The organism is Luteimonas sp. 100069 (genome assembly GCF_003813845.1).
Classification (GTDB): domain Bacteria; phylum Pseudomonadota; class Gammaproteobacteria; order Xanthomonadales; family Xanthomonadaceae; genus Luteimonas; species Luteimonas chenhongjianii.
This window is the reverse complement of sequence record NZ_RPFN01000004.1, coordinates 130,163-148,721: the sequence shown is the minus strand read 5'-3', so window position 1 is coordinate 148,721 and position 18,559 is coordinate 130,163. Positions and strand designations below refer to the sequence as shown.

General features: G+C 70.7%; 12 protein-coding genes and 1 pseudogene. 8 read left to right on the top strand and 5 right to left on the bottom strand.

Annotation, left to right across the window (positions count from 1 at the left end; all coding sequences use genetic code 11):
• Positions 1-236: 236 nt before the first annotated feature.
• The 3 genes from EGK76_RS09745 to EGK76_RS09735 form a co-directional block, all read right to left on the bottom strand.
• The gene (locus tag EGK76_RS09745) at positions 237-3,884 is read right to left on the bottom strand and encodes an exodeoxyribonuclease V subunit beta (RefSeq protein WP_123832478.1); all 3,648 of its coding nucleotides are present in this window, start codon (positions 3,882-3,884) and stop codon (positions 237-239) included.
• Positions 3,881-7,285, bottom strand: a complete 3,405-nt coding sequence (gene recC / locus EGK76_RS09740) for an exodeoxyribonuclease V subunit gamma (RefSeq protein ID WP_123832477.1) — start codon at positions 7,283-7,285, stop codon at positions 3,881-3,883. Before recC ends, EGK76_RS09745 begins: the two co-directional genes overlap by 4 nt.
• 129 nt (positions 7,286-7,414) lie before the next feature.
• A complete protein-coding gene (locus EGK76_RS09735) occupies positions 7,415-9,412 on the bottom strand; it encodes an LTA synthase family protein (RefSeq protein WP_123832476.1) in 1,998 nt (665 codons plus the stop codon).
• Positions 9,413-10,055: 643 nt separating this feature from the next.
• Between EGK76_RS09735 and EGK76_RS09730 the strand changes: the two genes are divergently transcribed.
• From EGK76_RS09730 to EGK76_RS09700, 7 genes and pseudogenes are all read left to right on the top strand, one after another.
• The gene (locus EGK76_RS09730; protein ID WP_123832475.1) at positions 10,056-10,670 is read left to right on the top strand and encodes a DUF1003 domain-containing protein; all 615 of its coding nucleotides are present in this window, start codon (positions 10,056-10,058) and stop codon (positions 10,668-10,670) included.
• 893 nt (positions 10,671-11,563) lie between these two features.
• Positions 11,564-12,361, top strand: coding sequence for an ATP-binding cassette domain-containing protein (locus EGK76_RS09725; RefSeq protein ID WP_096296904.1), 798 nt, complete (start codon positions 11,564-11,566; stop codon positions 12,359-12,361).
• Positions 12,358-13,101, top strand: a complete 744-nt coding sequence (locus tag EGK76_RS09720) for an MlaE family lipid ABC transporter permease subunit (RefSeq protein WP_123832474.1) — start codon at positions 12,358-12,360, stop codon at positions 13,099-13,101. The genes EGK76_RS09725 and EGK76_RS09720 overlap by 4 nt, the downstream gene beginning before the upstream one ends.
• A gap of 67 nt (positions 13,102-13,168) precedes the next feature.
• Positions 13,169-13,727: pseudogene (gene mlaD / locus EGK76_RS09715) on the top strand (outer membrane lipid asymmetry maintenance protein MlaD); the annotation flags it as partial.
• Complete coding sequence (locus EGK76_RS09710; RefSeq protein WP_233580249.1) at positions 13,723-14,391, top strand: ABC transporter substrate-binding protein; 669 nt, start codon at positions 13,723-13,725, stop codon at positions 14,389-14,391. The pseudogene mlaD and the gene EGK76_RS09710, both read left to right, overlap by 5 nt.
• A complete protein-coding gene (locus tag EGK76_RS09705) occupies positions 14,391-14,678 on the top strand; it encodes an STAS domain-containing protein (RefSeq protein ID WP_123832473.1) in 288 nt (95 codons plus the stop codon). The genes EGK76_RS09710 and EGK76_RS09705 overlap by 1 nt, the downstream gene beginning before the upstream one ends.
• Positions 14,679-14,713: 35 nt before the next feature.
• Positions 14,714-15,796, top strand: a complete 1,083-nt coding sequence (locus EGK76_RS09700; RefSeq protein ID WP_179948214.1) for a VacJ family lipoprotein — start codon at positions 14,714-14,716, stop codon at positions 15,794-15,796.
• Between the two features lie 227 nt (positions 15,797-16,023).
• On the opposite strand, the gene EGK76_RS09695 is transcribed toward EGK76_RS09700, so the two are convergent.
• Positions 16,024-16,569, bottom strand: a complete 546-nt coding sequence (locus EGK76_RS09695; RefSeq protein ID WP_123832472.1) for a glutathione peroxidase — start codon at positions 16,567-16,569, stop codon at positions 16,024-16,026.
• A gap of 152 nt (positions 16,570-16,721) precedes the next feature.
• Positions 16,722-18,173, bottom strand: a complete 1,452-nt coding sequence (rmuC, locus tag EGK76_RS09690) for a DNA recombination protein RmuC (protein WP_096296911.1) — start codon at positions 18,171-18,173, stop codon at positions 16,722-16,724.
• Positions 18,174-18,272: 99 nt separating this feature from the next.
• Between rmuC and EGK76_RS09685 the strand changes: the two genes are divergently transcribed.
• Positions 18,273-18,512 carry a DUF1653 domain-containing protein gene (locus EGK76_RS09685; RefSeq protein WP_123832471.1) on the top strand — a complete coding sequence of 80 codons (240 nt, stop codon included), beginning with the start codon at positions 18,273-18,275 and terminating at the stop codon, positions 18,510-18,512.
• Positions 18,513-18,559: the final 47 nt, after the last annotated feature.

Sequence of the window (18,559 nt, the reverse complement as noted above, 5' to 3'; positions counted from 1 at the left end):
GGGTCGAGCCCCTCTCCACCCGGGGGAGGGGCGCGGGTAGCCGCCATCGCGCGACATTGCCGCGATGCTGCGACAGCCGTGCGCGCTGCATATCCAGGCGCCTCGCCTCCACACGAGGCGCCTCCATCGCGTGGCCCGCAAGGCGGAAGGATCCGCAAGGCAGTCTGCCTCCGCGCCGACCCGCCCCCGCGCGCGGGCTCCGGACGCCAGGCGCGGGCAGTGACCGAAGTCGCCGATCACGCCGCACGCTCCGCGTCTGCGCCCGCGAACAGGGCATCGAGCGCATGCACCAGCTCCGGCGCGAACCGCCATGCCCGCAGCCCCGGTGCGTCTTCGCGGCTCGCATCCAGTCCGCGGCAGAACAGGTAACGCGCGCCGCCGAAATCGCGGGCGTAGTCATACGCCTCGCCCAGGCGGAAGCGCAGCCAGCGATGCAGGGCGACGGTGTAGATCAGCGCCTGCAGGTCGTACTCGCTGTGCGCCATCGCCTCTTCGAGCTGGGCGGCGCCGTAGCCCGGCAGACGGTTGGTCTTGTAGTCCAGCACGTACCAGCGGCCGTCGTGCACGTAGGTCAGGTCGATCAGGCCCGTCATCAGGCCTTCGAGGCGGCGGCGCAGGCCGAAGCCGCTGCGCGCGGCGGACACCCCATGCGCGTGCAGCACTTCGAGCAAGCCGTCCACGCGGGTGGGCGCGAGCGCGAACTGGAACTCGATCTCCGGCCTGCGCTGCTCGCCCGGCACATCCGCCAGGCGCACGCCCTCGGGCAGGCGCACGGTCAGCGTCTGCCCGAGCAGCGGGGTCAGGACGTCGAGACCGTCGTCGAGCTCCTCACCGGTGTAGCCGGCTGCGCGCAGGCGCTCGACCATGATCGCGGTCTCCGACGCGGGGACCGCGGCGCTCGGCGTCCAGTCCGACCACGCGGCGAAATCGCTGCGTTCGAGCACGTCGTGCAGCACCACGCCGAAGCGTGCCCCGGCGAAACGCGGATCGAAGGCACCGGCATCGGGCGCGAGGTCGCGCGTGGTTGCGGGTTCGTCCTGACCGCCGGGCGCGGGCTGGGTCGATGCGCTCGACGGGTCATGGCCGGCGTCGGCACCCGCCAGCTGGGTGAAGCTGTACACCCACCAGTCGCTGGCCAGGCTGCGCGCGCTGCTGCGCGCCGGCGGGACGTCTGCGTCGGTCTCGGGCGCGAGCCACGGCAGGGTGTCGGGCGGCAGGCTGCGGTCGACATGCAGGGCATCGCCGAGCACGGACTGCAGCGCCTCGGGCGTGTCGATCATCCGCGCGATCGCGGCCTTGTCGTGGCCGTAGAACTCGCCGCCGGCGGTCCACAGCGCATGCCGCGCGCGGGTCAGGCCGACATAGAGCAGGCGCGCATCCTCGGCGCGCTGCGCGGTGCCCCAGCGCGTCTTCGCATCGTCCCATCCGGAGCTCTTCTGCAGCAGTCTCCAGTGCAGCACGCGGCCGTCGTCGCCGGGCACGCTGACATGGCGGCCGGCATCGCGCGGCTTGCCACCGATGCCGGCGAACGGCAGGAACACCAGTGGATATTCAAGGCCCTTGCTCTTGTGCAGGGTGACCACCTGCACGCGGCGCGCGTCCGACTCCAGGCGCAGCAGCTGGCTGTCGTCGTCGCTGCTCGCCCCGGCGATCGCGCGTGCCAGCCAGTCGACCAGGCCGTGCAGGCCCAGCGCATGCGCCTGCGCTTCCTGCAGCAGCTCCGCCAGCTGCAGGTAGTTGGTCAGGCGGCGCTCGCCGTCGAGCAGGCCGAGCAGGCGGCCGGCATGCTCGGCGCACAGCGCGGTGACCAGGGCCAGCGGGCCGCCACGCTGCAGGCGGTCACGCCAGCCCAGCGCGGTGAGCTGCCATGCGCGCAGCGCGGCGCCGTCCTCGTCGAGCGCGGCGATGCACGCGGCGTCCTCGCCGACCAGTACCGTCGACAGCGCCATGCGCAGGCGGCCATCGTCGGCGCCGTGCAGCAGGGCGAGCAGCAACGCATGCACATCGCGCGCCTCGGGCGTGGCGAACAGGCTCTGCTTGCCGGCTGCGACCGCGGGAATGCCGACCTGGGCCAGTGCGCCGCGGATGCGGGTGGCCTCGGCGTGGCTGCGCACCAGCACCGCGATGTCGCCGGGTTGCACGGGGCGGCCTTCGATCGTCGCGCGACCATTGCGGGCATCGGACAGCACCGCATGGATCGCGGCAACGCAGGCCTGCGTGGCGAGTTCGCGCGAGCGCGTGGCGCTGTGCGGTTTCTGCTTGCCCTTGGCGTCCACCGCGTCCGACGGCGGTGCCTGCCACAGGGTCAGCGCGGGGGCGGGCAGGCCACCGCGCAGGAAGTCCGTGTCCTGCCGCACGCCGCCGGGCGCTACTTCGAAGAATGCGATGCGCGGATCGACGAAGGGCGGGACGACCTTGTCCGGCGCCGCCTCGTGTGCGCGCTGCGCCTGCGCATACAGCGCCGCGATCGCGCGCAGCACGCCGGGCCGCGAACGGAAGTTCGATGCCAGCGGTGGCGCGGCCTGCGCGGTGCTGCGCGCGTCCAGATAGGTTTCGACATCGCCGCCGCGGAAGCCGTAGATGGCCTGCTTGGGATCGCCGATGACGAACAGCGCCGGCGTCTGGCCGTGCAGACGGTCGCTGGCGGCGCCGAACGTGCGGTCGAAGATCCGCCACTGGCGCGCGTCGGTGTCCTGGAATTCGTCGACCAGTGCCACAGCGTACTGCGCGCGCAGCTTCGCGACCAGCGCGTCGGCCTGCGGGCCCTCGACTGCGTCGGCCACGCGGTCGATCAGATCGTCATAGGTCTGCAGGCGCTGCTGCTGCTTGAACCGGGCGACGCGGCTGCGGGCGTCGTCACGCAGCCGGTGCAGCAGTTCCACGCGGCGCGCATCCTGGAACCGGGCGACATCGTCCAGCGCGTCGATGTAGGCCGGAACCGCGTCGCAGATCGACGAGTCCGGCGTGCGCCCGGCGCCGGACTTGCTGGTGCGGGCCTGCAGCGTGTCGCGGGCGAGGTTGGCGAGCTTGGCGTGCGAGAACGGCGCGGCATCGTCGCAGGCATCGCACCAGTTGCGCAGCGCATCGAACAGCGCGCCGATCCATTCGGCGCGGTAGCTGCCGCCGTGCAGCACCTTGCCCTCGATCGCCGCCAGCAGCGCCGCGCGAAAGTCGTCGCCCTGGGCGATCACCGCCTCGCGCAGGGCGGTGCCCGCCCGGCGCAGGCGCGGCGCCGGATCATCGGGCAGCTCCGCCAGCGCCGGGCGCAGCACGCGCTCGCGCACCAGTGGTGAGAGGTCGCCGGCCAACGCGGTGTGCCCGCCCGGCCACAGACCGAGCAGATCGTCGGCCGCGTCGGCCTCGGCGCCATGCGCGCGCCACAGGTCGGCGGCGATCGCCTCGCGCAGCGTGGTGTCGTCGGCCATCAGCTCGGGCGCATCGAAGCCCTGGCCCGATTCCAGCGCATGGTCGCGCAGCACCCGCGCGCAGAAGCCGTGGATGGTGAAGATTGCCGCGAGGTCGATCTCGTCGGCCGCCGCGCGCAGGCGTCGTTGCAGTGCCGCGGCCGATTCGCTGCCCTGTTCGAGATGCGCGGCGATCACCGCGCGCGTCAGCCTGGCTTCCGGCGTTGCGTCGGCGTCGGCGGCAGCGCCAACGAGATCCGCCGCCAGCACCAGTCGCGCCCGGATGCGGCTGCGCAGTTCCTGGGTCGCAGCTTCGGTGAACGTCACCGCGAGGATCTGTCCGATGCGCAGGCCGCGCTCGACGACCAGGCGCACCACCAGCGTCGCCAGGGTGAAGGTCTTGCCGGTACCGGCCGAGGCCTCGATCGCGCGCACGCCATCGAGCGGCAGGCTCAGGTAGGGATCGGCGGTCACGGTCATTCGTCGTCTTCCATGTCGAGACCGGCGGCGATCGCACGCAGCGCGTCGAGATCGGTACCGTCGTAGCGCTGCCCCGCGGCGACGGCGAGGTAGACCGTCATCGTCTGCTCGACGAACGCGATCCGGGTGGCCTCGTCGCTGAAGGGATCGCGACCACGCAGTGCGAGGCGCAGAGCCTCGCCGCCGCCCTCGCTCCAGCCGCGGTCGCTGCCGCGCCAGGTCCTGGCCGCGGCTTCGAGGCCCTTTTCCAGTGTCGCTGCGCTGTAGAGCGCCCAGCCGCTGGCGGGGGCGAACACCAGCGGCGCGCGCAGGCCGTGCGCGCGCAAGCCCACCAGCTGCGACAGCGCGCCGCGTGCCTCCTCTTTCGCCATGCGCCGGCGCAGGTGCGGTCCGACACCGAGCTCGCTGTCGTCGTGGAACTGCACCATCGGCACGTCGATGCCGGCCGCTTCCGCCAGCAGCCAGTCCAGCCCGTTGCGGATCGTCGAGCCCCCGTTGGGCGCATCGAAGCGCAGGCGGACGATGCCGTGGGGATATGCATCACCGAGGCGGCCGTGCAGGCGCAGCGCGCCCTGGCCGGGCACGTCGAGATCGATCTCCAGTCGCGGCGCGGCCGCCTGCGCATCGCCGCGCCAGTCACGGAACGCGGTGACATAGGGATCCACCTCGCCGCGCACCGCTTCGAGCGTGCGGCGTCCGAGCGGCCCCGACGGCAGCAGGCCGCGCGCGCGCAGCAGCGCCTGTGTGGTCGCATCGTCGTCACCGCGCAGGCCGGCCTCGAAGACCGCGCGCTGCAGGCGTTGCTTCTCCAGCCCGCGGCCCGGCGCGAGCAGCGGCTCGATGTCGCCATCGGGCGCCTCCACCTCGGCCAGCCGCAGGCCCAGGCGTTGGCGCAGGAAGGCCTCCGCCGGCGCCTGGAAAAAGCGCCGCAGCGTGTCCAGCGACAGGCTGTCTTCGGCTGCCAGCGGCGACAGCGGCGCGCCATCGAACCAGGGCGCCAGCGGATGCCGGCGCTGCGTCGGCGTCGAAGCGGCCGGCCACCAGGCGCGGCGATAGGAGAAGCGGCGCGGCTCGTCTCCCGCGCCGAACGCGGCCGGGGCGAAGGCCTGCAGCGGATGCCGCACGACCAGCGCCTCGGCCGCGCCGGCATCGGGCGCGTGCTGCGCGTCGGCCGCGGCCAGCAGTTCGGTGACCAGCACCGAGGGCTCGCGCGCGCTGCCGTCGCGCGGGTCCGCGCCCTGGAAACTCACGTAGAACACGTCCTGCGCGGCGGCGAACAGCTGGAGGAACAGGAAGCGGTCGTCGTCGCGGGTCGAGCGGTCGCCGACGCGCCGGTGCGCGCTGCCGAGCTCGGCGGTCAGGCGGTTGAGGCCGGCGGCCGGATCGCGGCGCGGGAAGTCGCCATCGTTCATGCCCAGCAGGCAGATCGCGCGAAACGGCAGCAGGCGCATCGGCACCATGCGGCCGACGCTGATGCCGCCGGTCAGCAGCGGCGCACGCGTATCGGCCTCGCCGAGCACGCCGGCGAAATGCGCGCGCACCGCTTCCGGCGGCACCGGCGCGTCGAATCCGGCACGCCGCGCATCGCTGGCGAATGCGTCGATCAGCGTGCGCAGGCGGTCGAGCGCGCGCTGCGTGGCGGGCGCGCCCGGGGTGCGCGGCAGCAGCGCGTCGAGCAGTTCCAGCAGGCGCGTGCGCCAGGCGTCGGGCGTCAGCGCTTCGCCAAGATCGCGTGCGCTGCGCGCGAGCACGCGCAGCAGCCGCACCAGCGTGTCGAGCGCGTCGAGCGCACTGCCTTCGAGGTCCGGCAATGGGGCGACCGGCTGCCCGCTGGTGGCGTGGATCGGCGCTTCGCTGCCACTGGCGTGGCCGAGCAGCAGGCGGTCGAGTGCGAACGCCCAGGTGTAGGCGTCGTCGGCCGGCGCGTCGAAGCGCGCGCGGTGCGCGGCATCCAGACCCCATCGCGCCCCGGCCGCGCCGAGCCAGGCGTGCAGGCGGTCGAAGGCCGCGGCATCGAGCCCGGCCGCTTCCGCCAGCGGCGGACTCGCCAGCAGGTCGAGGGTTTCGTTGAGCCCGAAGCGCGCGACCGGCAGGGCCAGCAGCCGCACGAAGACCTCGGCCAGCGGTTCGCCTGCCAGCGGGCTGGCGTCTGCCAGCGCGTAGGGCAGTGCCTGCCCGCCAGCGCCGTCGTCGCCCCCGCGGCCGCCGAACACCGCGTCGAGATACGGAATGTAAGGGTCGATGTCCGGCGCCAGCACCGCGACCTCGCGCGGCTGCAGCGGCGGATCGAACCGGCGGCCCTGCGGCGAATCCGGATCGAACATCGCCTGCAGCTGGTCGTGCAGCACCTGCAGTTCGCGCAGGCGGGTGTGGCAGGCGTGCACCTGCAGGCTGGCATCGCTGCGGTCGACGGCCGCGCGCAGCGGCGCGCCCGACGACGCGCGGCGGTGGAAGAGGTCGGATTGCAGCCGCTGCAGCAGGCCGCCCTGCGGGTCGCGGGCGTCGGGATCGACATGCGCGGCGATCTCGCCGGCCGGATGCACCACTTCGTAGCTGCCGAGCACGGCCATGAAGTCGCGCCCGGCCGCGCCCCAGGCCTGCAGCAACGGGTTCTCCGGCGGCAGGTCGGCCGACTCGCCGGGCCGCGCGCGCTGCAGATCGCCCCAGTACTCGCGCGTGGGCGAGGGCACGTAGAAGTGCAGCGTGCCCACGCGCGCCTGGGTGGCCAGCACGCGCAGCACGTCGGGCGAGACGTTGAGCGTGGCGAACGCGAACAGCCGCGCCGGCAGGCCCAGCGGCAAGGGCGCGCCGGCAGCTTCGAAACGGTCCAGGTAGCCCTGGATGCGCCGCGCGCGGTGCATGCGCTGCCGCGACACGCGGCGCCACAGCAGCGCCTGCGGATCGTCGGCGTCGGCGCCGCCCTCCCAACGCAGCAGCCAGTCGCGGCGCCAGGCCTGGTACTTCTCGAACACCCCGGCCAGCTCCCCGGCAAGCGCCCATGCGCGCAAGGGGTCATCGCTGCCGACGTGCGCCGACAAGGCACCGAGCGCGGGCTGGGCCATGAAGCCGGGATCGCGCAGGGCGGCATAGAGGTGCCAGCGCAGTGTCGCGGCGTCGAGCTCCTCGTCGCCGGGCTGTCCCGGCATCGGATTGGCGTCCAGCGCCCGGCGCACGAATTCGCCGGGGGTCAGGAATTCGAGGTTGGCCGCCACGCCGTGCGCCGCGGCGAGGGTCGCCTGCAGCCAACGGCGCATCGCCACCTGCGGGATCAGCACGATGTCCGGCGCTAGCAGCGACTGCCCGGGCGCGGGGCTGCGCAGTTCGGCGGCCATCAGGCCGGCGAGCACGTCCAGTGCGTTGGAGTGATAGAGGCGGAAGTCGCCGACTGGCAGTGCTTGCATCCGGCAATTGTGCCCGAGCGCATCTCAGCGGCTGCGACCCGGCGGCCCGCCCGGTGCCACGTCCAGGCGTCTACGGCGGGAAACCGGGCGTTGCCACGGTGCCGCCCTCGTTGCCCGGGCGGGCCCGGTTCAACGCTTGTCGGCGGCACTGAATGCAGTCGCGGGTGCCGTCTCGCCGCGTGAGGGCCCGGGCAACGTGTGCCAGCCGTGCTCGTAGGCCAGCGTGCCCCACAGCGCATGCATCGTGGCGTCGCGCACCAGGCCGGGTGGCGCGGAGTCACGCGGCAGCAGGGTGCCGTCGGCGCTGCGCGAGAAGATCAGGGCCGGCTGCGACGGTTGCAGCACCACCATCGCGTCGTCGGTCATGTAGGCGAAGTTCTGGTCGTACTGCATCAAGGCGCGGCCCGGGCCCTGGGCGCGGGTGAGGTCGGCACCGATCATCGGCGTGGGATCGGCGATCCCGACCAGCGAAAGCAGTGTCGGGCCGAGATCGATCTGCGAGACCACACGCCCGTCGCGTTGCGGCGCGAGCCCGGGGGCGATGATGAGCCCGGGAATGTGGAAGTTGTCGACCGGTACCAGGGTGCGGCCGAACGCCCGCGAGTCGTGGTCGGCAACGATCAGGAACACCGTGTCGTCGCGATAGGGCGACGCCATCGCCCGGTCCATGAAGCGACCGAGCGCGTAGTCGGCGTACTTGGCGGCGTTGTTGCGCGTGGCCTTCTGCGCATCGTGCAGCTGGATGCGGCCGTCTGGAAATTCGAAGGGGTCATGGTTGCTCGAGGTGAACACGAAGCCGAGGAAGGGCTTGCCTTCGGCCTGAAGCCGGGTGAATTCGGCATGTGCACGATCGAACAGATCCTCGTCTGACACGCCCCATGAGCCCACGAATGCGGGCGCGACGTAGTCCTTGCGATCGATGACGCGCTTGAAGCCGTTGGCCAGCAGGAAGCCGCGCATGTTGTCGAAGTGACTTTCGCCGCCGTAGTAGAACGTGGTGTCGTAGCCGTGTCGGGCGAGCACGCTGGCCAGGGTGAAGAAGTGCCCCTGCGCACGCGGTCGTTTCACGGTCGCCTGCGAAGGCGTTGGCGTGTAGCCGCTGATCACCGCTTCGATGCCGCGCACCGAACGCGTGCCGGTCGCATAGAGCTGGTCGAACGCCCAGCCCTGCGTGGACAGGCGGTCGTAGTTCGGGGTCAGTGGCAGCCCACCGAGACTGCCGACGAACTGCGCGCCCAGGCTCTCCTCGAGCACGATGACCAGGTTGCGCGGCCGGCCCGTGTAGGCCGGCGCGCGGCCGACCAGCATCGGCGCGGACGTCGATGCCGCGCGTATCGAGCCGGTGCGCTCGCGCATGTAGGCCGCCACCGCGGCGTCGGGCGTGGCGATGTCGTAGCGCCGCGCGCCGGGGTCCTCGCGCAGCAGGTCGCGGACCGAGAACGCAACCGAGTAGAACGAGTTCAGCGGCAGTGTGTTGACCGTGGCGTCGCCGGAGAATGCCAGCAGCGCCGGGTTCATCGGTCGGTGCCCGAGCGTCGAGCGGATGCCCAGCGCCGACAGCGCGAGCACCAGCACCGCGAGGCCTGCGCGCAGCGTCCAGCTGCCGCCTGCGTCGGCGGTGGGTGCCATGGCGCGGTGGAGCAGGCGGTAGCCCAGCACGGCGGCGATGACGGTCAGCGCCAGCGTCAGCAGGCTGCTGCCCAGGTGGCCCTTGCCCAGCGTCGCGGCGACTTCCTGCGGATAGAGCAGGTATTCGACGAACACCCGGTTCGGCCGCAATCCGTACTCGTGCATGAAGGCCGGCGTGGCCAGCTCCAGTGCGAGCGGCAGCACCAGCGCCAGCGTCAGCCAGGCGGCGAACAGCAGGCGCACCGGGCCACGCACGCGCAGGCCCGCGGGCAGCAGCAGGTAAAGGCCCGCCGCCACGCCCAGGAACATGCACATCGTCGCCACGTCCACGCGCAGGCCTTGCAGTAGCACGGGCGTCCAGCCATCCGCTGCGCCCACCGCATCGGCATGCCACAGGGACAGACCCAGGCGCGATGCGGATAGCAGCGCCAGCCCGACCACGAACACCAGCAGGAACGGCGTGAGCGCGGAGACTGCGCGCGGGACGGAGCGGGACATCGCGGGACTCCAGACGGACCACGCACGCCGGCCACGCGGACGATGGTGGCCGGCAGCAGGATGCGCGCGGAGATGTTGGAGAACTGTTGGAAAACCCGTAGCTCCCGGCGGCGAGAGTGCCTTGGTTAAGGTCCGCAATGGCGCTCCCACGGTTTTCCGAGGCAGTCGCAGCGAGTTCGCGACGTCCGGAACGTCGGCATCGGCCGGGCGCTCGAACCATGCGGACTCACGGGCGCAAATCGGGCGCACGGAATGCGCGGCCGAGCCCTGCGCACGCGGCACGCGTCAGCGCTACGCCCCGTGGCGATTTGAGGCGCCGTCGGCGCGCCGGCCGCTTCGCGTTTGCGCGCAGCGCGGCGGCCGTGGCCGCCTGAGGCCCATCGTCGTGGTGCGCTGTACTGCATCGTGTCCACCAACAAACGCGTTCTGGCATGCGCTGCAGATCGCGGGGCGGCACCCGGCGCGCAGCTCGCGTTCGGCGTGACGCTTGCCGCTCGGGAACAGGTGCCGGGGCCACCCGCCGCGCCTTCGCATCGCGCGCGCCCCGAAAGGCCAGACTGCCGCTGTCGCCGGCGACGCCGGCGCCGGGCGCGGCCGACCTGCGGCGCCTGTGCTCGGTGACCCTCATGACAGGAGCGCTCGCATGCAGCCCAAGCCATCCTTCGACTATCTCGCCCGCGCCAGGGCCTGGCTTGGCGGCAGGCGCCCGGAACTCGATCGGGCCACCCGCGAAATCGTGCAGCGGGCAATCGACCGCGGGGTCACGTCCACGGATCCGGGCGAGCTGCTGGACAACGTTACGGTCGGCCAAGCGCTCGCGGACCGCGTGGCCGCGTTCGGCGGCTCGTGGACCTTCATCGCGCTGTTCGTCGGCGCGCTGGTCGCCTGGGTGGCGCTCAACACTGCCGCGCTGGGCAGCCATGCGATTGATCCGTTTCCCTACATCTTCCTCAATCTGATGCTGTCGATCATCGCCGCGCTGCAGGCGCCGGTGATCATGATGAGCCAGAACCGGCAGGCCTCGAAGGACCGGGAGATGGCGGGTTACGACTACGCGGTCAACCTGAAGGCCGAGCTCGAGATCATGGCGCTGCACGAGAAGATGGACGCGATGCGCAGCGACCAGATCATGCTGCTGCTCACCCAGCAGCAGACCCAGCTCGATCTGCTGACGCGTCTGGTCGAACGGGCCAGTGAGGCCGCAGGGGATGCGGGTGCCGGTGTGTCGGACGCGCCGCCGCAGTCCTCCGTGCCCTGAACCGGCATGCCAACCTGCGATCAGGTCCGCACAGGCGACGCGACCGGATCCGTATGGCGTGATGTATTACGGCAAGACCCGGAATCAGCAACCGACCGCGACAGCGTGTCCAGGAGAACGCATTACGTACAGGTTTCGTTCGAGCAGACAGAACTCGAGTTTGAAACGCTTTGGAACGAGCGAATCCCGGCTGTCCACCTCGTGCTGGGCTGACAAAGTCGGGTTCGAGGTGCCGGTAAAGGCGAGCAATCGTCGCGAAGCCGTGCATCGGGCAGGTAGCGTCGCCACAGGAGCGAGGATGATCTTTCGCCATAGCTGAAGGCACTTTCTGCCCTTGCGGACGTTCCGGGTTCTCGGGCATTGGCCGCTTCTGGCCGGAGCGGATGGGTGCGCGCGGCGACGCCAATCCGCTGTTATCAGCTTGAGCGTCTATCGGGAAAGCGCCAGATCGCGCGGGCCAATGCCACAGAAGATTCGGTGGCTTTCCGCTCTCGGCAGGTCCTGCTGCGAATTCCGGTCTGGCCGACTCGAAGGGTTACGGTGCCTGCTTGCTGCTGTAGACCATATAGGCCGATCGCTGTGGGGCCGGCAACCGGGGGCGCAGAGAGCGTTCCCGAAAGAACTTCAGACGGGTCGCGCCCAATATCAAGCCCGCCCCAGGGGGTTGCCCGGACCCCATTTTGTTGGGCCGCTGGAAGACACCAAAGCTCGACGCGGACGTACAAATTTCGAGTCCTGGGATACCGCTCCGGGATGCTCCAACCCGGTAGTGGGATAATTTCTGTACTCGCCAGTACAGCGACTGGGTTAAGATTCAGTTTGTTCCCGCCATTCTTTGCGGGTTTCGCGCGCCCGAAAACCGCGTGCGCCTTCCCGACCATTCTGCGAGTCCGATGCCCGACGTCACCGCCCCTGCAGTGCTGCTGCGCGATGTCCGCCTCGACCGGGGCGGGCGCAGCGTGCTGTCGGGCATCGATCTGTCGGTGCCGCGCGGCAGCGTGACCGCCGTGCTGGGGCCGTCGGGCAGCGGCAAGTCGACGCTGCTCTCGGCGCTCACCGGTGAACTGGTGCCGGCCGCGGGCACGGTCGAGGTCTTCGGCCAGCGCGTACCCACGCGCATGCGCGAGCTGCTGGAGCTGCGCAAGAGCATCGGCGTGCTGCTGCAGGGCAACGGCCTGCTGACCGATCTCACTGCAGGCGAGAATATCGCCCTGCCGCTGCGCATGCACACGAAGCTGCCCAAGCCGGTGATTGCGCGCCTGGTGGCGATGAAGCTGCAGGCCGTGGGCCTGCGCGCCGCCGGCGACCTCTATCCGCGCGAGCTGTCGGGCGGCATGGCACGCCGCGTGGCGTTGGCGCGCGCGCTGGCGCTGGACCCGCCGCTGATGATCTACGACGAGCCGCTGACGGGTCTGGACCCGATTGCCTCGGGCGTGATCATGAGCCTGATCGGCCGCCTCAACGCATCGCTGGGCCTGACGAGCATCATCGTCACCCATCACGTGCACGAGACCCTGCCGGTGGCCGACCACGCGATCGTGATCGCCAACGGCCGCATCGTCTTCCAGGGCACGCCGGCCGAACTCGAGGCCAGTGACGACGCACTCGTGCGCCAGTTCCTCCGCGGCGAGCCGGACGGGCCCATCGCATTCGACCGCGGCGATCTCGCCCCCATGGAGGCTGCCCGATGACCGCCGGGATCCGCGCGCTCGGCCGCGCCGGCCTGTTCTCGCTGTCGGTGTTCAGGGCATCGAAGCCGACCGCCGACTTCTTCGCCGAGCTGGTTCGCGAGATCTACAAGATCGGCGGCCGCAGCCTGCCGATCATCGCCGTCGGCGGCGCCTTCGTCGGCCTGTCGCTCACTCTGCTGGGTTACCGCGCGCTGGAGACCTATGGCGCCAGCAACCAGGTCAGCGTGCTGATCGGGCTTGGCCTGTACCGCGAGCTCGCCCCGGTGCTGACCGCGCTGCTGTTTGTTGGTCGCGCCGGCAGTTCGATCTCGGCCGAGCTCGGGCTGATGCGCGCCACCGACCAGATCACCGCGCTGGGCCTGATGGCGATCGATCCGGTGGCCAAGGTCGTCGCGCCGCGCTTCTGGGCTGCGGTGATCTGCGTGCCGCTGCTGACCGCGTTCTTCTGCAGCCTGGCGCTGTCGGCGAGCTGGTTCCAGGCGGTGCAGATCCTCGGCATCGACAGCGGCATGTTCTGGCAGGCGATGCAGGACGCGGTCGATTTCCGCGCCGATTTCCTGACCGCGTTCCTCAAGTCCGCGGTGTTCGGCGGCACGGCGGCGCTCGTTGCGTCCTACGTCGGCTTCCATGCCGAGCCGACGATCGAAGGCACCTCGGTCGCGACGACGCGCGCGGTGGTCAATGCCTCGCTGCTGGTGCTGATGTTCAATTTCGTGATGTCCGCCTTCCTGTTCCGCTGATGGCGGCCTGAGCGCGATCCCGTCCTTCCACCGCCGTCCCCGGCGGCCCGCTGCAAAGGTGACACCCATGACAAGCGCACGTGGTCCCCGTCTCGAGTTCGCCGTCGGCGCGTTCCTGTTGTTGGCGCTCGCCTCGCTGCTGGTGCTGGCGATCGCGTCGACCAACGGCCAGTTCGGCTTCAGCCGCGGCGGTACCTATCCGTTGACCGCCCGCTTCAGCAATCTGGGCCAGCTGCGTCCCAACGCCCCGGTCAAGGTGGGTGGGGTGACGATCGGGCGCGTGACCGGCATCGATCTCGATCCGGTGCGTTTCGACTCGATCGTGACGATGAAGATCGATGACCGCTTCAATGAAATTCCGGCCGATACCTCGGCGGCCATCCTTACCGGCGGACTGCTCGGCGAGAGCTACATCGGCCTGGCGGTCGGCGGGGATCTGGAAGTCCTGCAGCCGGGCGAGGAGATCGCGTTCACCTCGCCGGCGGTCGACCTGATGCAGATGGTCGGCAAGTACATGTTCGGCGGTGGCGGCGGCGATGCCGATGCCGACGCCGCCACGCCCGCCTCCCCCGAGGCCGGCTTCGCGTCCCCGGACGCGCCCTCCAACGAAGGAGTCACCCCATGAACCGTATGCCCCTGATCCGTCGCGCACTGTCGCTCGCGCTTGCGGCCAGCCTCGTGCTGCCCGCCGCTGCATTCGCGCAGCAGGCCCGCCCTGCCGCGCCCGCGGCAACCGCGCAGGCGGGTTCGCCGAGCCAGCTGGTGCTGGCCAATACCGAACGCGTGCTCAAGACGCTCGAATCGCGCCGCGCCGAGTTCACCCGTGACCGCAGCGCGCTGCAGAACTTCATCAACGGCGAATTCAACACCATGTTCGACCGCGACTATGCGGCGCGACAGGTGCTGGGCCGCCATGGCCGCGGCGCTTCGGAGGCCGACGTCAAGGTGTTCGGTGACGCGCTGGCCGAGAACCTGATGCGCAAGTACGGCTCGTCGCTGCTGGACTTCAATACCCAGCTGCGCGTGCGCGTGAAGTCCGAAGCCCCGCTGCCGCGCGGCCTGGGCGTGCGCGTGTCGAGCGAGCTGCTGCGCAGCGGTGGCGAGCCGATCCCGGTCGACTACCTGATGCGCCAGAGCGGCGGCACCTGGAAGGTGTTCGACGTGATGGTGGAAGGCGTGTCGTTCGTGCGCACGTTCCGCGAGCAGTTCGATTCGCAGCTGCAGCGCAAGTCCATTCCCGAAGTCGCACGCGAATTGCGTACCGGCCAGATCCAGGTGAGCGCCGAGTAATGGCCGGGGCCGCGGGCTCGGTCCGGCGCGACGGCGATGCGCTGGTGTTCGCCGGCGCGATCGACGCCGCTTCGGTCCCGGCGCTGTGGTCGCAGGCCCAGGCCTGCCGGGGCGGCGCCGCGCGGCTGGACCTGGGGGCGGTGACCGCGCTCGACAGCGCCGGTCTCGCCCTGCTGGCCGAGCTCGCCGGCGACGGCGCGCTGGCGGTCGACGGCACCCCGCCGGGCCTGGCGGAACTGTGCCGCGCCTACCGCCTGACGCCCACGCTCGCCTTCGTATCGGCGTAACCACGCCGACCGGCCCACTCCACGGAAACCCGACGATGTCGCCCCCAGTTCCGTTCCGCCTTCTGGCTTCGCTGGTCGTGTCGGCCATGCTCGCCGCCTGCGCAGGTACCGGCGCCCCGCGCGATCGGGTGCCGTCGCCGGTTGCGACTGCCACCGCCGCGCCCGATGCCCTGGCATCGGACACCGCGCCCGGCGTTGCCGACAGCGGCGTGCCCGACGTGGCGCCCGCGCCCGATTCGGTAGTCGTCGTCGAGGTCGAGGACGAGGTCGCGGCCACAGCCGGCGAGGCCGCGCCCGCAGCCGATACGCCCACCGACGCCGAGCTCGATTACGCGGCCCTGTACGGCGAGTCGGTCTACGACCCGGTCTACGATCCCACCCTGCCCGAAGCGGCGCAGATGCCGCGCATCTACGACCCGTGGGAACCGTTGAACCGGCGCGTCTTCGCGTTCAACAGTGCCGTCGACCGGGGCTTCGCCAAGCCGCTGGCCAAAGTCTATGCACGGGTCGTGCCGCGGCCGGTGCGGCTCGGCGTCACCAACTTCTTCAGCAATCTCGGCCAGCCGGTCAGTGCCCTGAACGCACTGCTGCAGGGCAGGCCGGTTGCCGCCGGCCAGTCGCTCGGCCGCTTCCTGCTCAACAGCACGCTGGGAATCGGTGGCATCTTCGATCCGGCGACGGATGCGGACATTCCCAACCAGAGCGCCGACTTCGGCCAGACCATGGGCGTCTGGGGCTGGCGCAATTCGCGTTATCTGGAACTGCCGCTGTTCGGCCCGCGCACGCTGCGCGATGGTTTCGGCCTGATCGGGGATGCGCCGCTGTCGCCCTTGCGCCAGGTCGGCGAGGACCAGGTGCGATTCGGCCTGCAAGGCCTGCAACTGGTGGATCTGCGGACCCGCCTGTTCGCCGTCGACAGCATGCGCGAAGGCGCGGTGGACGAGTACACACTGATCCGAGATGCCTGGATGCAGCGTCGCGCCTACCAGATCGAATCTGCGCGCCGCGGCCGTGCGGACGAGGAGGCCGGCCTGCCGGACTATCTCTACGAGGACGATGTGATGCCGACAGTGCCGGTCGACGTGATGCCGGTGGTACCGCTGTCGCCGACACCGTGAGGCGCCACGGAAGCTGATCGGATCGGAGAGCCCCGCGGAAGCGGGGCTTTCTGCTGTCGGGGGTCGCGCGAGCAGGGGTGGGGACATCGCGAGGTCCGCGCCCGATCACCGCGTGCAGGCAGGACGGCGGTGCGCGTGCCGCCGCTGGCAGCGCCCATGCCCGGCTGCGCCTTGCCGCCCGCGCGTCCTGCGACGAAAGTCCCCGCACGCAGTTGCAGCGCGACCCGTCAGTCGCCCGCGAGTGCAGCCTCCACCGCCGCGCGCAGGCGCGGATCGTCCGCCGTGACATCGGGCGCGAAGCGGCCCACCACGCGGCCGTTCCGGTCGATCAGGAACTTCTCGAAATTCCACAGCACGCCCGGCGCCGGATTCGGCGTGCCGAAGGCGCGCAGCTTCTCGCGCATCGGGCCTTCGCCGGTCGCTTCGGGCTGCGCGTGCGTCAGCGCCTCGAACAGCGGGTGGACCGCCGCGCCGGTCACCGCGATCTTGGAGAACAGGGGAAAGCTGACGTCGTAATTGAGGCTGCAGAACTGCCGGATCTCGTCGTCAGTGCCCGGCTCCTGGCCGGCGAAGTCGTTGGCGGGGAAGCCGAGCACCTCGAATCCCGCCTCGCGTTTTTCGCGGTACAGCGCTTCCAGGCCCGCGTACTGCGGGGTCAGCCCGCACTTCGACGCGACGTTGACCACCAGCAGCACCTTGCCGGCGTAGGCTGCGAGGGTGGTGGTCTCGCCGTTGATGGTCCTGAGCGGAATGTCGGTCAGTGGTGCGGTCATGGCGTCGCTCCCACGGGAGGAGCGGTGATGGTAACGGGACGCCGCGAACGTTCCGTTTCGCACAGCGACGCCCCGCGGATCATCGGACCTGACGAGGCGTGCTGGGCCGGCCGGCGCGTCCGGTCCGCCGGCGCAGCGGTGGCGTGGACCGTTCAGGCGGGTGAGGTCTCGTCGTCGTCCTCACCGGCCACATCGTCGAGCGCCTCGCCCAGCAAGGCCTGCGCATCCGGGCCCGGCAGCGTTTCCACGCCGCGCAGACGGCGCTCGATCGTGCGCGTCTTGCGGCTGGCTTCGCCGAGGCTCTTGCCCACGGTGCTGATCTGCTTCTCGGCCTTCTCGAGAATGCCGGCGAACTTGCCGAACTCGCTCTTCACCGCGCCCAGCACCTGCCAGACTTCGCTGGAACGCTGCTCGATCGCCAGCGTGCGAAAGCCCATCTGCAGGCTGTTGAGCAGGGCGTTGAACGTGGTCGGGCCGGCCAGCACAACGCGATGCTCGCGCTGCAGCAGATCGGCCAGGCCCGCGCGCCGGATGACTTCCGCGTACAGGCCTTCGGTGGGCAGGAACATCACCGCGAAGTCGGTCGTATGCGGCGGACAGACGTATTTTTCGCAGATCGATTTCGCCTGCACGCGGATCGCGCGTTCGAGCTGAGCCCCCGAGGTCTTCACCGCGTCGACATCGCCCTTCTCCTGCGCATCGATCAACCGCTCGTAATCCTCGCGCGGGAACTTCGCATCGACCGGCAGCCACACCACAGCCTCGGCACTGCCGCGGCCGGGCAGGCGGATCGCGAAGTCGACTGCCTCGGTGCTGTCGGGCTTGACCCGCACCGAGCGTCCGTACTGCTCCATCGTCAGCGTCTGTTCGAGGATGTTCTCCAGCTGCACCTCGCCCCAGCCGCCGCGATCCTTGACGTTGCTCAGCACGCGCTTGAGGTCGCCCACGCCGGTCGCGAGCTGCTGCATTTCGCCCAGGCCGCGCTGCACCTGTTCCAGGCGTTCGGAGACGATCTTGAACGACGCGTCCAGGCGCGTGTTGAGCGTGGTCTGCAGCTTCTCGTCGACGGTCGCGCGCATCTGGTCGAGCTTGGCGGCGTTGTCGGCCTGCAGGCGCTGCAGCTGCTGTTCTAGCGTCGCGCGCATCTCGCCAATGCGCTGTTCGTTGCGCTGGGTGAGCTCGTTGAGACGTGCGCCGAGCGCATCGGCGAAGCGCTGCTGCTGCTCCGAACTTTCCGTGCGGCTCTTGCGCGCATCCTCGGTCAGCGCCGCGCGCAGCACGCCCAGGCGCTCGTCGGTGGTGCGCGTGAACGCATCGAGCCGCGCGTCGGTGCGCGTGGTGAACTCGTCCAGGCGCTGATCGGTGCGCGCGGCCACCGCCTGCAGCTGCGCGCCGAACGCATCGATGCGCTGCATCTGCGATGCGGCCGAGGCATCGAGCTGCTGGCGCAGCTCGCCGCGGCCCTCGCGTTGCTCCTCGCGCAGGGCGCGTTCGAGCGCGTCGCCGCCCTGGTCGGGGCGGCGCAGCAACAGGATGACCAGCAGCGCCGTGGCGGCGACTGCGACCAGCAGGATCAGGACGAGCAATGCGAGTGTGGAATTCATGGGTCGATTCTAGCGGTCGCCGTCTCATCGGCTGCGCCTGGCGTGCGCGCGTGATCGCGACATGGCCTAGGCTTGCGCGCCAACCGATACGAGCAGGCCATGTCCGACCTACCCGCACTTCCGCCGCTGGCGCCTGGGCGTTACCGCCACTACAAGGGCCGGGACTACGAGGTCATCGGCGTGGCGCGCCACAGCGAGACGCTCGAGCCCGTCGTCGTCTACCGGCCGCTGTACGGGGAGGGCGCGCTGTGGGTGCGGCCGCATGCGATGTTCGTCGGGACCGTCGATGTCGATGGTGTCGAGGTGCCGCGCTTCGCCCGGCTCGAAGAGGCGGTGTAGGGCATCGGCACGCAGCGCGATGACCGGTTTGCGTCCGCCAAAGCCGC